This window comes from Paraburkholderia sp. 31.1 (genome assembly GCF_014397645.1).
In the GTDB taxonomy this organism is placed as follows: Bacteria; Pseudomonadota; Gammaproteobacteria; order Burkholderiales; family Burkholderiaceae; genus Paraburkholderia; species Paraburkholderia tuberum.
Window position 1 is genome coordinate 23,705 of record NZ_VZQN01000045.1, and the last position, 13,783, is coordinate 37,487.

The 13,783-nt window shown below is 63.4% G+C and carries 12 protein-coding genes; 5 read left to right on the forward strand and 7 right to left on the reverse strand.

Features of this window, described 5'->3' with window-relative positions; all coding sequences use genetic code 11:
* Nucleotides 1-29: 29 nt before the first annotated feature.
* On the reverse strand, nucleotides 30-779 hold the full coding sequence (locus F6X37_RS28730) for a hypothetical protein (RefSeq protein ID WP_187613645.1): 750 nt from the start codon (nucleotides 777-779) through the stop codon (nucleotides 30-32).
* A gap of 390 nt (nucleotides 780-1,169) precedes the next feature.
* Here F6X37_RS28730 and F6X37_RS28735 point away from each other — a divergent pair, with 390 nt between their 5' ends.
* On the forward strand, nucleotides 1,170-3,722 hold the full coding sequence (locus tag F6X37_RS28735; protein WP_262420056.1) for a DUF3772 domain-containing protein: 2,553 nt from the start codon (nucleotides 1,170-1,172) through the stop codon (nucleotides 3,720-3,722).
* A gap of 67 nt (nucleotides 3,723-3,789) precedes the next feature.
* Here the strand turns inward: F6X37_RS28735 and F6X37_RS28740 are convergent, their stop codons facing one another.
* Entirely contained in the window at nucleotides 3,790-4,167 is a 378-nt protein-coding gene (locus tag F6X37_RS28740) for a hypothetical protein (protein ID WP_187613646.1), read from the reverse strand.
* A 487-nt stretch (nucleotides 4,168-4,654) separates the two neighbouring features.
* Here F6X37_RS28740 and F6X37_RS28745 point away from each other — a divergent pair, with 487 nt between their 5' ends.
* From F6X37_RS28745 to F6X37_RS28755, 4 genes are all read left to right on the forward strand, one after another.
* Entirely contained in the window at nucleotides 4,655-4,969 is a 315-nt protein-coding gene (locus F6X37_RS28745; protein WP_143037312.1) for a DUF4148 domain-containing protein, read from the forward strand.
* Nucleotides 4,970-5,635: 666 nt separating this feature from the next.
* A complete protein-coding gene (locus tag F6X37_RS28750) occupies nucleotides 5,636-6,166 on the forward strand; it encodes a YMGG-like glycine zipper-containing protein (protein WP_410451436.1) in 531 nt (176 codons plus the stop codon).
* A gap of 765 nt (nucleotides 6,167-6,931) precedes the next feature.
* Nucleotides 6,932-7,054: a hypothetical protein gene (locus F6X37_RS37210; RefSeq protein ID WP_013094087.1), complete on the forward strand. Its 123-nt coding sequence runs from the start codon at nucleotides 6,932-6,934 to the stop codon at nucleotides 7,052-7,054.
* Between the two features lie 70 nt (nucleotides 7,055-7,124).
* A complete protein-coding gene (locus F6X37_RS28755; protein WP_187613648.1) occupies nucleotides 7,125-7,736 on the forward strand; it encodes a helix-turn-helix domain-containing protein in 612 nt (203 codons plus the stop codon).
* Nucleotides 7,737-7,802: 66 nt separating this feature from the next.
* On the opposite strand, the gene F6X37_RS28760 is transcribed toward F6X37_RS28755, so the two are convergent.
* The 5 genes from F6X37_RS28760 to F6X37_RS28780 are packed head-to-tail and all read right to left on the reverse strand — an operon-like array spanning nucleotide 7,803 to nucleotide 13,762.
* The gene (locus tag F6X37_RS28760) at nucleotides 7,803-8,819 is read right to left on the reverse strand and encodes a UDP-glucuronic acid decarboxylase family protein (protein WP_187613649.1); all 1,017 of its coding nucleotides are present in this window, start codon (nucleotides 8,817-8,819) and stop codon (nucleotides 7,803-7,805) included.
* A gap of 51 nt (nucleotides 8,820-8,870) precedes the next feature.
* Complete coding sequence (locus F6X37_RS28765; RefSeq protein WP_187613650.1) at nucleotides 8,871-9,827, reverse strand: glycosyltransferase family 4 protein; 957 nt, start codon at nucleotides 9,825-9,827, stop codon at nucleotides 8,871-8,873.
* Nucleotides 9,817-10,935 (reverse strand): glycosyltransferase family 9 protein, encoded by a 1,119-nt coding sequence (locus F6X37_RS28770; protein ID WP_187613651.1) that lies wholly within the window; start codon nucleotides 10,933-10,935, stop codon nucleotides 9,817-9,819. The genes F6X37_RS28765 and F6X37_RS28770 overlap by 11 nt, the downstream gene beginning before the upstream one ends.
* Complete coding sequence (locus tag F6X37_RS28775) at nucleotides 10,932-12,020, reverse strand: glycosyltransferase (protein ID WP_187613652.1); 1,089 nt, start codon at nucleotides 12,018-12,020, stop codon at nucleotides 10,932-10,934. The genes F6X37_RS28770 and F6X37_RS28775 overlap by 4 nt, the downstream gene beginning before the upstream one ends.
* On the reverse strand, nucleotides 12,017-13,762 hold the full coding sequence (locus F6X37_RS28780) for a carbamoyltransferase (RefSeq protein ID WP_187613653.1): 1,746 nt from the start codon (nucleotides 13,760-13,762) through the stop codon (nucleotides 12,017-12,019). The genes F6X37_RS28775 and F6X37_RS28780 overlap by 4 nt, the downstream gene beginning before the upstream one ends.
* Nucleotides 13,763-13,783: the final 21 nt, after the last annotated feature.

Here is a 13,783-nt window from a genome sequence, read left to right on the forward strand (position 1 = left end):
GTCAGTCGCAGCGGCCGATTGAACTGGCGTCAATCGGAAGGCCTTGGTCGAAAATCGTGGACCTCGATCGCGACGAGAGTCGGAGCTGGCAATGGAGCATTGCCAACCGGCAGCGGCTTTACCGTCCTGCGAGTCGGTACCAGGAATCCATCGAATTCGCGAAAGTCCTCGCAGATGTGAGCGGCCCGCGCCCAGCGTCCGATAACCATGGCGGTGTAATCGATCCTGCAAAGGCGATGTTGTCTATCGAAATAGAAATCCTGGACCCGGCTGTGCGTTGGAATGTCGCTGGGAAAGGTCGCCCGGATTCTTCGCCATATCCCGGCCGAAGTCGCCAGTGGCGGAAGTTCTTTGAACGTAAAGCCGCCGCGCAAGAATAAGAAAGGTGCTGTCAGATAGTTCCAGAACGCGTAGGCGCCGAAATAGACAAAGTCGAGGTCGTCCCAGTAGATTTGCCGTCGCCAGCCACGAAATGCTGTTCGCGGTCCGTCGCGGCGAGCCAGGATAGCCCCGTCTCGCCCGACGACGCGAACAAGTTCTTCTCCTTGAAGTTCACTCGTTTCGCCAACCTGCGGAAAATCGTTGAAAGCGAAACGAGGCTCGTGTGTCGACGCGCGAACCTGCACTTGTCGCAGTATCGGCCGTCGCTTTGCGGTGAACAGAAGGCCGCAGGCGGAAATCGTCGCCTCGATCTCCGCCAGTTCGGCCCATCGCGCTGCACCGCCGTGCGCCTCAATCGCTGCTCGGATCGAATCCGGCAATGCGTTGCTCTGTTCCATGTCGATGCTCCTCCATTACCGCGTTGCCTGCGCGCCTACCGGTGAGTCCAGGAAACGATGGTTTGATAGATGCCAATTAGTCGGGAGCCCGATATCGCGGGAAGCCTTGTAAAAAGCATCCAAGATCAGCTTCCATCTTTCAACGTCCCGCTATACCGAACGTTTCTCGCCCAAACTGGATAGCGCACGCCGGTGCTCAAGCGGCCCCCATCGCACATCAGCGGGCCAGGCGCTGACCGTGCACCCACCTTTCATATTTGCCTTTCCTATCATATATGATATTATAATCACGTATGATTCATTAAGCTTGCTCTCCTACCGCAGTGCGGCTCCCTCATTTCACGCCCGGCCGCGACCGAATGCATCACCGCTTACATAGGTATCGCGTGCATGAGCCAGATCTCTCAAATGCATACTCTTCGCCGCGCTTGCGCCGCGCGACAAATAGTTGCAGTCATTTTTCACCTTATCGCGCTGACGATGTTCGGCCTGATTCCGGTTGCCTCCAACGCAGCGACGCTGCCGCCCCTTAGCATAGATGCTCCTGCTGATTTTTCGCCATCCATGGGCGCGGGCTCCGAGGCATTACAAAGGCTCGGCGCGCTTCAGGAAAAACAGGACCAGATCCGGCAGCGTGCTTCGACGGCAACAAGCGACGCGCAGCTGTCCGGGCTGGACGCATTGAGCCGGCGCGTTGCCGAAGACGTCGACAGGCTGATAACCACGTCGCTGGAGCCCGATCGCGCGAAAACGCATGCCCAGCTCGACGTACTCGGAACAGCACCCGCTTCCGAATCCGCCGCGGAAACTCCCGCGGTCGCCGAACAGCGCAGCGTTCTCGCTGCTCAGCAATTGCAACTCGATGCCGAACTCAAGCAGGCGGCAACGATCAAGGAGAACCTTGCCAACCTGAGCGCCCAGATCACGCGACTGCTGCAAAACCATCTGAAAGATCAACTGGCCCTTCGTTCCGACAGCGTAGTCAGCGCCGCGTTCTGGGCGTCGGCGCTCCACCCGGACACGGCTGACTATCAACGTCTGCGAGACTTCAAGGCGCAGATCGACAGGCAGATTCAAACGACATGGCAACCGGGGCAGCGGGTTGCAACCGCCCTGCTTGTGCTGCTCGCCCTGGCCGTTGCAACGATTGGAACGCGGCTTCTTGACAGAGCATCAGAGCGGTTCTGCCTACGCCGCCTTCCGGAAGGCCGGATACGGCGCAGCGCGATGGCGATCTCGACCGTGTTCGCGTCTTTGGTGACCACCATATGTGCCGTTGATCTGCTCTACTTCGCGTTGACCCGTCAGCAGGCGCTGCCTCCTGCGCTGCAAGGCTTCGCCAGCGAAATCATCAAACATGTTGTGACCTGCGCGCTGGTCGCTGCTCTCGGCCGGGCATTGCTTTGCACACGACATCCGTCATGGCGGTTGCCGGCCATCGCGGATCCCGTCGCTCGCGCGCTACGCCCTTTTCCACGGACACTGGCCGCACTGCTGCTGTTTTCAGGAGCCATCGAGCAGATCAACCGGGCCGTCGATACCAGCGTGCAACTTACGCTCTTTACTCGCGGCGTGGTGGCGTTGGTGGTCGCTGTGACCATCGGGATGTCGCTTTTACGCGCAAACCGGGTACTCACTGCGCTCGCCGCTGCCCGAGAATCGCCTGAGGCGCGTTCTACCCTCGCTGGCATTATTCATGCCGCCGTCAGCCTTGCCGTCGGAGCTTCTCTGATTGCATTGCTCTGTGGTTATGTTTCGTTCGCGCGGTTCCTGACTTACGAACTGGTCTGGTTCGATCTCGTACTGAGCAGCGTTTATCTGCTGACGAAGCTCGCTCATGATGTTTGCGAAACCGTATTTTCGCCATGCCACGCCAGCGGCAAAACAATCAGGCATCTATTCGGGCTGCAAGACGTTCATCTCGAACAGGTGGCAACGGTACTCTCCGCCATTCTTCGCAGCGCATTGATGCTCGCCGCAGTCATCGCACTGCTAACGGGCGGCCTCGGGACAACGCCCCGAGATCTGGTCGATAGCATTCTCGACGTACTCGGTGGCGAGCGATTACATGCGCTCAATATCGTTCCCGCCCATATCTTCAGCGCTATCTTTACCTGTGCAGTGTGCCTGTATCTGGTTGGGCTCATGCGCAAATGGCTGGACGCCGAGTTTCTGCCCAAGACGCAAATGAGTTCGGGTATGCGCGCGTCGCTGGTGACGGTCTTCGCCAACGTCTGCTATGTCCTCGTCGCGCTGCAAACCTTGTCCGTACTCGGCGTGAAATGGCATAACCTCGCGTGGATCGTCAGCGCGCTGTCGGTAGGCATCGGCTTTGGTCTGCAGGAAATCGTTAAAAACTTCATTTCCGGGCTGATATTGCTTGCTGAACGGCCGGTCAAAGTAGGCGACATGATCAGTATCACCGGCATTGAAGGCGATATCCGGCGCATCAGTGTACGCGCGACCGAAATACAGCTCGCAGACAGATCAACGGTGATCGTTCCGAATTCGCACCTGATTTCTCAGAATGTGCGCAACGTGACAATGGGAAACAAAACGCAGGGAGTTGTCACACTGGCCCTTACCTTTGCGCTGGACGTCGATCCGGAGCAGGTGCGCGATGTTCTTCTGCAAGCTTACCTGGATCACCCATCGGTTCTCGATCGTCCCGCGCCATCGGTGATCTTTAGCCAGTTGACGCCTGACGGCATGACATTGACTGTTACCGGCTATGTCGGTAGCCCGAGAATCGCCGGGGATACCAGAAGCGATCTGCTATTTGCAATCCTGAAGCGACTACGTGCTGCAGAAATACCGCTGTCGATCTCTCGAACCGTCGTGGTCCGAAGTACGAGCGATATCATCTCGAACCAGGAACCCACCGATCGCAATTCCGGTCCGGCAGAGCTCCGTGTCCTGTCTGCAATCAGCGAGAATAGATAGTCGTCGAAGTGATTTCTCGCGCTCATGGGACTGGTAAAAGCCGTTATCGGTGGCGCGCTGGCCCTCGTTACACCGGTGCTCGCAGCTCTACGCTATCGCCCACGCGGAACCGCTTTCCGCCGGGTGAATCCAGCGAAGCGCGTTCCTTGGTGTAGGTTCCGTTCGCTTGCAGGCATTCCGAGTAACTGATAACTGTCATCCAGTCATAGACTTTTCCGTCCTGGGTCAGTGCAGCGATGCGCTCTGCCATGCCACGCGGCGCACGAGCAGTCTGCTGCAGTACACCGTAATAACGGCACTTGCTGTCCGCTGACCGTAGCGCGACGAAGCCGCCGACCTGATTCGTACCTGCGACGTTTTCAACCGTTGCGTTCATCGAGGAATCGCCGGCTGCATGCGAACTCGCTGCGAATAAAATCAGCAGCGCGGCAAACCACTTTTGCATTAAAGACTCCTATGGGTTAAAGGAAGAAAAGCGGCTGCCTTTGCGCCGACGGCATCGGTGGCGCGACCGGGAGCGTGAGTGTCGATTGCTGCCGGACCTATACCAATCAGTACATCAGTGTAAATAACGGAGCCGGTATCCACCGCAAAACCGAGCACATGCTGTGTCAGATGTGGGTTGCAGTATAACGACAGCGCGTCGTTATTCGACGCGCGCAATTGTGAGTTGCCATTTCATGAACATGGAGGTTGGGTGGCTCGCGAATCGTTGACCTGCCCTGTCGTTTCGCGACCGCTGCGCGCGGATAGATGCCTCTCGACGTTGCAAGCACGGAAACAATGTATTGAAGAGAGCTATTTCTAATTAAACGATAAGAAGATGACGGACCTCAACGGAACGGGCACACGGGCTTCAAGGACCTTGCCTGGTCGTTGTTTCGCTAACCCGGCGCCTGTTGTTCCTGGCGCTCGAGACTGGAAGCTTCATCATGGCTAAAGCGTTTATGCCCGTTCTCACTGTCGTGTCAGTCATCGCTCTCCCCACGGGCACCTCTGCTCAGGGCAACGGTCCTCTGACGCGTGAGCTAGTGCACGAAGAAGTCATCCGACTGCAGCTAGCGGGCTCTGACCACCCCAACGGTGACGCACACTATCCGGCGAACATCCACGCGGCTCTGGCGAGCGTGGCGGCTCAACAGCAGGCGTTCAGTGGGCACGGTGGCGTGAAACTGGGCTCCGCAGTTTCGGGGGTGCCGGCAATGGCTCAGTTGGCCTCGTATCGTTCTATCTACAACGAAAGTTGATTGGACATCACGGCGGGGCAAGCCGCAGCCTTGTCTGGCTTTCCATGGCGACGTCGGCGTACCCCCTCCGGACGCGAGGTTCAGCGCAAGGCGTAGATCTCGGGAATCTGCATTCGGGGTCGGCCGGCCCCGGAATCACCAGGTTCGGCCACGCGGGATTCACTTCAACCAGCACCAACGAGATCCCTTTTTTGTCGCGCAGCGGAATTCGCCCGGTTGAACCCGTTCGGTTTTTTGCGCCATGGCCTTACCGTTTTGCGCCGGGTCGCGGCAGGCCCGCTTCATCGAATAGGAGAAAGTTTGTGAGATCCAGGATAGTTTTGCTTGCGCTGATCGCGACTACGGCCGTATGCCTGAATAGCACCGCGCAAGCGCATGTGAGAGTCGGTGTCCTTGTGGGCATCCCGCCCCCCATAATCATGGCGCCCCCCGCCGTCGTCTACGCTGCGCCCGCCCCACTCGTCGTCCAGTCGGTCCAGCCAAACCCGACCACCGTCTACGTCGAAAAAACGCAGACGAGTCCGCCGTCGGGTACCTGGTGGTATTGCCCGGTGACAAAAAAGTATTACCCGTACGTGAAGGGGTGTTCGAGCGGCTGGGTGGAAGTGCCGGTGAGGCCAACCGGGCCGAAATGACATGAGCAAAATGAATTCCCTCTCTCTGGCAATGCGCACGAAACGGGGCGTATCCGCGCTAGTCACCGCCGCGGTCGGCCTGAGCTGCATCATCGCGCTCGACGGCTGTGCGGGCATGCCGATGGGTCCCACAGTGATGGCGCTGCCCGGCACCGACAAGTCCTTCGATCAATTCCGCGCCGACGACGCGACATGCCAGCAATTTGCTTCCCAGCAGACCGGCGGCGTGAGCACCCAACAGGCCACAGCGACGGGCGCCCTGGGCGGTATGGCCGTCGGTACCGCGCTCGGCGCGGCGGCCGGTGCGGCGTTCAACGGCCGCCGCGGCGCAGCGGTCGGCGCAGGCGCAGGTCTGCTCGGCGGCAGCATGATCGGCGCCGGCATGGCGCAAAGCTCGGCCGCCAGCCTTCAACACCGCTACGACCAGGCGTACGTTCAGTGCATGTACGCAAATGGCGAGCGTGTGCCGGTCCCGCGCAGCGCCGCCAATGTGTATCGGACGCACGACGAAGCGACGCCTCCGCCGCCGGCCTACGATACGGCGCCTCCGCCAGGTTACTGAACCAGGCACGCCGACCACGCTCGCGTTGTCGACGGGGAGCGAGCGCTTGAGCGCTTACTCCCGTCAGCTGGCCTGTGGAAAAGCCGACAGTTGTTCTCTCATCCTGTACGACGACTCTTGCAGTACGAGCTTTCCGCTCAACCAGAGTCGGTCTGACACGGCAGAAGGGCAGGGCCGTCGTTCACGCCGCGGTCGCCTGTTGTGGTTTGAGACCGCTACCGCCATTTTGCAGGCGGGATCGCGCGAGACGAACTGGGTTGCAACGGTTCGCATAATTCTGCACTTTTCCTACCGGCCGTGGTGGCCGGTAAGGAGAAGATCATGGCGGGCTTCAGTAAAGAGGCGAGCGAGCCGTCGCGTTCTTCGCGTCGGCTCGTATCTGCATGGCCGCTCTGGCGCCGAGCTTTGAGCAGGGCGCTACCTGCCTTCCCGTCAGACGGATTCCGCGGTCGTCCCCGATTGCGGTTCCGCGATGGGCGGCCGTCACTTGCCGCGCCTCCACCGCCCACGTAATGACAGTTCAATCGCGCCAATACCGACGCCAACCGTATTGGACGTTCAATGCGGTTGATACACTTTGAAAATTCCTCCACCGGGCTGCTCGCATCGTCAGCGGAAGCATCATAGCCAGGCGCTTGCATGCCCGCGCCGCAACGCTCTGGCGCGGGCAGGACCGGGAACGCTGGTTGCGGCTTGATCACGATGGCCGCGGTTAGCCACGGGCGGTTAGCCACGGTCACCCGCAATCTCACATAGGAGAGCGTCATGACTTCGGACAAGAATTCGAATCGTCAGCCGTCGAATCCGGCGCAGCCCGGCCGCGACAGCGGACAGCAGCAACAGAACCAGACTCCTCCGACGCATCAGGGCGGCCAGCGGCAGCCCTGAGCGCGATGAGTGACGACGTATCCAGGCGTCGTCGCTCGAAGAATCGGAACCCGACGTAATAGCGCCGCTAATGGCGGATCGTGACTACGAAGGCGAAGTGGAAAAACTACACATTTATCTGTTCGGCGCGCACGATGCGGTTCGGCACGAGCAGGCGCTGATCCGGCTCGACAAGGCCGGCTACATGGTCACGCTCGCGCGGGTCGTGGTCGAAGATCTTCCGACCTATGCGCAGGCGCGCGACCGCTGCGAGCTGCAGAGTCTGATCCGACGAATCGCGCCGCGCGACACGCTCGTCGTGCTCGAGCTGGCCGCGCTCGGCTGCAACGCGCGCGACATCCTCGCCACCGTGATGCAGTGCCGGAAGGCCGGCGTGGCGCTGCGTTGCGTCGAAGTCGGCCATACCGATCTGGCCGGGCGCCCCGAGCCCTCGGCGGTGAAGGCATTGCGCGCGCTGGTGCGGCTCGACGCCGCGTGCCGCAGCCTGCGCAGCCGCGACAGTCTCGCGGCCGTTCGCGCGAGCGGCAAGCACACGGGCAGGCCACCGTCGCTTTCCGAGCAGCAGCGTCAACGCGTGCTGCAATCGCTCGGCAGAGGACAGTCGGTCAGCGAGGTCGCGCGGCGCTTCGGCACGTCGCGTCAGACCGTGATGCGCATTCGCGCGGACACGCCAGCCGTGTAGAAATTGCGTGCCGCCGTGATCGCGTGAAGAACGGCGCCGCGACGTCGGCAGCGCTGCGCCGCTGGCTCAATGAAGGCGAGCGGACGTGACTCCGGCGCCGTCCATGCCCGCAGGCGGCGGCGTGTGCTGACTCGCCTCGATGCGCGCGCGGAAATAACGCGCGGTGCGCGGCAGCCCTTCGTCAAGCGACGTGCCCGGCTGCCAGCCGAGCAGTTTTGTCGCCAACGAGATGTCCGGCTGTCGATGCCATGGATCGTCGGCCGGCAGCGGCCGTGTTTCGAGCGGCGACGCGGAGCCGGTCACCGCGACGATGCGCTGCGCGATCTCGCGCATCGACACTTCGTGCGGATTGCCCAGGTTGACCGGGCCGCCTGGATCGTCGGCGCTGTTCATCAGCAGGATGAAGGCGTCGATCATGTCGTCGACATAGCAGAACGAACGCGTCTGCGAGCCGTCGCCATAGACGGTCAGCGGCTCGCCGCGCAACGCCTGCATCATGAAGTTCGACACCACCCGGCCGTCGGCCGGATGCATGCGCGGGCCGTAGGTGTTGAAGATGCGCGCGATGCGGATCGACAGACCATGCTGGCGGCGATAGTCCATGAACAGCGTTTCCGCGCAGCGCTTGCCTTCGTCGTAGCACGAGCGCGGACCGATGGGATTCACGTGGCCCCAGTAGTCTTCTTTCTGCGGATGGACGAGCGCGTCGCCATACACCTCGCTCGTCGACGCCTGGAAAATCCGCGCTTTCACGCGTTTGGCGAGCCCGAGCATATTGATCGCGCCGTGCACGCTGGTCTTCGTAGTCTGCACCGGATCGTGCTGGTAGTGGATCGGTGACGCGGGGCACGCGAGGTTATAAATTTCATCGACTTCCACGTACAACGGGAACGTCACGTCGTGACGCATCAGTTCGAAGTTCGCGCAGCCGAGTAGATGCGCGATGTTGTCCTTCGTACCGGTATAGAAGTTGTCGACGCATAGCACGTCGTGTCCCTGCGCGACGAGCCGTTCGCACAGGTGCGAGCCGAGAAAGCCGGCGCCGCCGGTGACCAGAATGCGCTTGCGGGTAAGTTCTTTCATGGTGCGTGATCCTGTGGTTGGACCGCATGAACGTTGAAAATCAGCGTGGCATCAGGCCGTGACGTGCAGCAGCGCGGCGTGCCAGTCCTGCGCGAAACGGTCGATATGAAAGCGTTCGAGCGCCGTGCGCCGCGCGCCTTCGCCGAGCCGCCGCGCTTCGCCGGGATCGCGCAGCAGCCCGAGCATGGCGTCGACGAGCGCGTCGACGTCGGTATGCACGAAGCCGTTTTCGCCGTTGCGGATCACGGTGGCGAGTTCGGTCGTCGCGAGACCGACGATCGGCATGCCGATCGTCATCGCCTCGACGATCGCGAGGCCGAGGCTGGTCCAGCGGATCGGATTGAAAAAGAAGCGGTAGCGCGCGCTGAACGCGGCCAGATCGAGGTTGCCGATTTCACCGATGCCGTCCAGCCGCTGTGCGTCCATCCCGACGAGATCGAGCGGCACGCGCGTGCGCGTTTCGCTGAAGACATCCGCGCCGAGCCGCCGGCCGCGCTGCGCGAGATGATTGACGACCACGATGCCGCGCTGCAGTTCGCCGCTGTAGCGCACGCCGTCGGGCACCACGACGCCATGTTCGATCACGCGCGTCGGCGTGACGCCGCTGTCCCACATCAGCCGGTTGAAGTGCGTGACGTGGACCAGCAGCGTGCCGGGATCGTCGACCCAATGCCATTGCTCGAACGGGTTTTCCTGCGGCGGATCGTGCTCGACATAGACGCGTGGCAGACGTTGCTGCGCGGCGCTCAGCACGCGCTCGCGGTCGTGGTCCCAGTGGGTGCGATGCTGGTACAGCACCACGTCGAACTCGTGGTTGGGCACGTCGTCGATTGCGATCTCGTGCACGTTGTCGCCCCACGGCAATACGCCGACCTTGCCGGCATAGCCGGGCGGATGACCGGGTTTCGTCACCAGATAGAAATCGTGCGGCGTCTGGCTCAGGTAATACATGTAGTTGCCGTGCACGTGCCAGGTCAGCACGCGCAGCCGGCGGCAATTACGCAACATGGTGCAGATCCTCGAAAGACAGCGAAACGGTTCCCTCATGCAGGCTGCCGGGCGCGCGCGCAAGCTGCTCGCGGGCGGTCTCGACCACCTGTTCGACCTGCACGTTCAGCGCGCACGGATGACCATACGGGCAGTCGCGGAACATGCACGGCCGGCACGCCGGATAGTCGGCCAGCACGCGATGCCGCGCATGATCGAGCGGCGCCCAGCGCCGCGTGTCGCTGCCGCATGCGATCACGACCGACGCGCTCGCCATCGCAGCGGCGATGTGCGAGATGCCGGTGTCGTTGCAGACCACGAGCCGCGCATGCGCGACCAGCGCGGCGAGTCCGCCGAGCGACGTCGCACCCGCCAGATGCAGCGCGGGCGCGCTCATCGCGCCGAGCACCGCGCAGGTCAGCGGCGCTTCGGCGGCCGTGCCGGTGATCGCGATCTGCCAGCCGTCGGCGGCGAGGTGGTCGGCGACGGCCGCGAAGCGCTCGGCGGGCCAGCGGCGCGATGGCAATTGCGAACCGGGGTGAACCAGCACGAGCCGCTCGTCTTCGATGCCGTGATACGTGCGCAGCGCGGTGTACTCGTCGAGGTCGAGCTCGGTGAGCGGGAACGTCAGACGCCGGTCGTGCGCCGGCGCGCCGAGTGCGCTCATCAGCGCGAGATAGCGCTCGGGCTCCGGCAGCGCATCGGGCCAATCGATGAAGCAACCCTCGCGCGGTACCTCGTCGGGCTGCACGAAGCCGGCGTCGGCACATGCGCCGAGTTGATGCAGCAGAGCGTTGGCGATGCCGCCGCTGCCGTGCAGCTGGATCGCCAGATCGAAACGCCGCTCGCGCATCCGCGCGAAGAACGCGGGCAAGCCATGGTTCGATTCGGGCTGCTCGGGAAAACCGACCGCGCCCGGAAACGCGATCAGCTCGTCGACGAGCGCCGCATAGCGCTCGACGAACGCGCGTGCCCACGGCAGTCCGATCAGCGCGATATGCGCATCCGGCACGGCCGCGCGCAGTGCGCGCAAGGCAGGCACCGCGCACAGCATGTCGCCGAGCTGCAGCGCGCGAAATACGGCGATACGGCGCGGCGCGAGCGCCGCCAGCAGCGAGGGTGGGGTCATGGAAAGAACACCTTGAAACGGATGGCGCCATAGAGCCGCCAGTAGATCGATAGAAACGGAATGGGGATCGACGTCCAGAGCATTTCGGCGACGTGGCGCCAGCCGTGGTTGCGCCCGCGCAGCCGCCGCGCGCAGAAATAGCCGGTCAACCCGCACCACGCGCTCAAACCCGCGCCCGCGAGCATCGGCTGATCCGCGAACGAAGCGCCGATCGCCAGCACCGCGGCGCAGAGAATCGCGTAGTACAGCAGCGGCGGCCGCGAGCGGATGCGGGTTCGAAACAGTTCGGGATGCTTGCGATAAAGCAGCGCATCGAACTGGCTCTTTTTCTGCTGCGCGATGCTGACGCCCCAGCGCGCGGGCCGCACCGGATGCACGACCACCGCGTCGCGGGCGCGCACGATCTGGCCGCCCGCGGTAAGCAGCGTGAACTGCAAGTCCGAATCCTCGCGCCACGCCGACGTGAACCGTTCGTCGAAGCCGCCGGTCGCGACGAGCGCCGCACGCGTGACGAACGCGTTCGCGGTCGCGAATTCGGCGCGCGCGAGGCCGCTCGCGTCGGCTTCGTAATCGGTCGGCAGATCGGGCGGCGAGGGCAGCGGCACGACGATCGTGCCGGCGGCCGCCGTCGCGCCTTGCGCGAGCGCCGCGACGCCAGCCGTCAGCCAGTGCGGATCGGCCAGCGTGTCGTCGTCGGTGAAGGCGATCAGCGAAGCGCGCGCATACTGCCAGCCCGCGTTGCGCGCGCCGGCCGGCCCCTGGGTGCGCGTGACCGGGAGGTAGTGCACTTCCAGCCCGCGCGGCGCCTTCTCGCGCGCGAATCGTTCGACGCAGGCGCGCGTGGCGTCGTCGGGACCGTCGTCGCAGACCACGATCTCGTAGCGGTGCGGCGCGAACTGCTGCGCGCATAGCGCGGCAAGGCAGTTCGCGAGCATCGCGGGACGGCGGTAGGTGGGCACCACCACCGACACGTCGGGCCACGACTGCGTGCGCAACGTGCGGCCGGTTTCGTCGGCATCTTCGCTGCTGTAGCGCGCGGCCACGCCGCCATGCAGGGGCGACGGACACATGACCGAGGCGTTCATGCGCGGCCCCCCGCCTTGTCGACGAGGAACGGGCCGATCACGAGCGCGTCGAGCGGCGAGGTCCAGAACGACTCGACCGCGTCGCGCGGCGAATTCACCATCGGCTCGCCGCGCGTGTTGAACGACGTATTGACGAGAATCGGCACGCCCGTGCGCTGCTTGAACGCCGCCAGCAAGTCGTAGTACAGCGGGTGCTGCGCGCGGTTGATGGTCTGCACGCGCGCGGTGCCGTCCACATGCCGCACGGCCGGAATACGCGCGGCCTTGTCGGCGCGCACGTCGAACACGAACAGCATGAACGGCGCGGTTTGGCCGTTCACGAACCATTCGTTGGCTTCCTCTTCCATCACGACCGGCGCGACCGGGCGAAAGTCCTCGCGATCCTTGATCTCGTTGAGCTTCGCCTGCATCCGCGGATCGACCGGCGACGCGAGGATCGAGCGCGCACCGAGCGCGCGCGGCCCGAATTCGGTGCGCCCCTGATACCAGCCGATCACCTTGCCTTGCGCGAGCAGATCGGCGGTCTCGCCGGCGATATCGGCGAGTCGGCGGTACGGTACTTTCGACCAGCGCAGGAACTGCTCGATTTCCGCTTCGCTGTATGCGGGCCCGAGGTACGCGTGATCCATTCTCCAGTGACGTTCGCGGTCGCCGCGCGCGGCACGCTCGCGATAGTCGGTCCACAGTGCCGCGCCAAGCGCGGTGCCAGCATCGCCGGCCGCCGGTTGCACCCACACTTCGCTGAACGGCCCGGCGTCGCGCACCTTCGAGTTCATCACGCAGTTCAGCGCGACGCCGCCCGCCATGCAGAGCCGGCTCAAGCCGGTCTGCCGATGCAGCCAGTGCGCGAGTTCCAGCACGGTCTCCTCGAGCACGCGCTGCAACGAATTGGCGATATCGAAGTGGCGTTGTTCGAGCGGCCCGCCGCGTTCGCGCGCGGGACCGAAGCGTTCGGTCAGCCGCGGAGCGTCGACGGTATAGCTGCCGTCGTGCCGATAGCGGACGATCTCGCGGAACACCTCGACATAAGCCGGCTTGCCGTACGACGCGAGCGCCATCACCTTGTACTCGTCCGACGAGTGCAGGAAGCCGAGCCAGTCGGTGACCTCTTCGTAGAGCAGCCCGAGCGAGTGCGGCAGCTCGACCTGTTTCAGACGCTTGTACTCGCCGCCGACGAATTGCCCCATGCTGGTCGTCACGCCCTCGCCGCGGCCGTCCATCGTCAGCACGGCGGTGTCGTCGAACGGCGCGGCGAGAAACGCGCTCGCCTCGTGCGCGAGATGGTGCTCGACGAAGTGCCATGCGAAGCCGTGCTCGCGATCCACGCCCTGGAAGCGCTTGCGCAGATGATGCGGCGCGCCGTCGAGCAGTTGGCCCTTCGCGTTGGCGATATAGCTGAGGAACAGCGGGTCCCACGGCGACGCGGACGGGTTGTCCGGGCGCGAGCCGGCCGGATCGAACGGCAGCTCGATCGTCGCGCCCGGCCTCTTCGGCATGCCGCCGAATAGCGTGGGGTCGTACGAGTAAGCGACGTGATCGATCGCGGCGAGCGTAATGCCGGCGGCCTTCAGGCAGTAGTCGATCGCATCGAACGGGAGCTGCCAGGTCGAGAACGGCACCGGACGTTTCGCGTGCTTGACGTGCGTGAAGCGTTCGTCTTCGGCGGCGGCGAGCACCACACCGTCGCGCAGCAGCGCGGCGGCGCTGTCGTGATAGACCGCATTGATTCCGAGTGTGTACATGGCATTGGCAGTGGAAGTGGG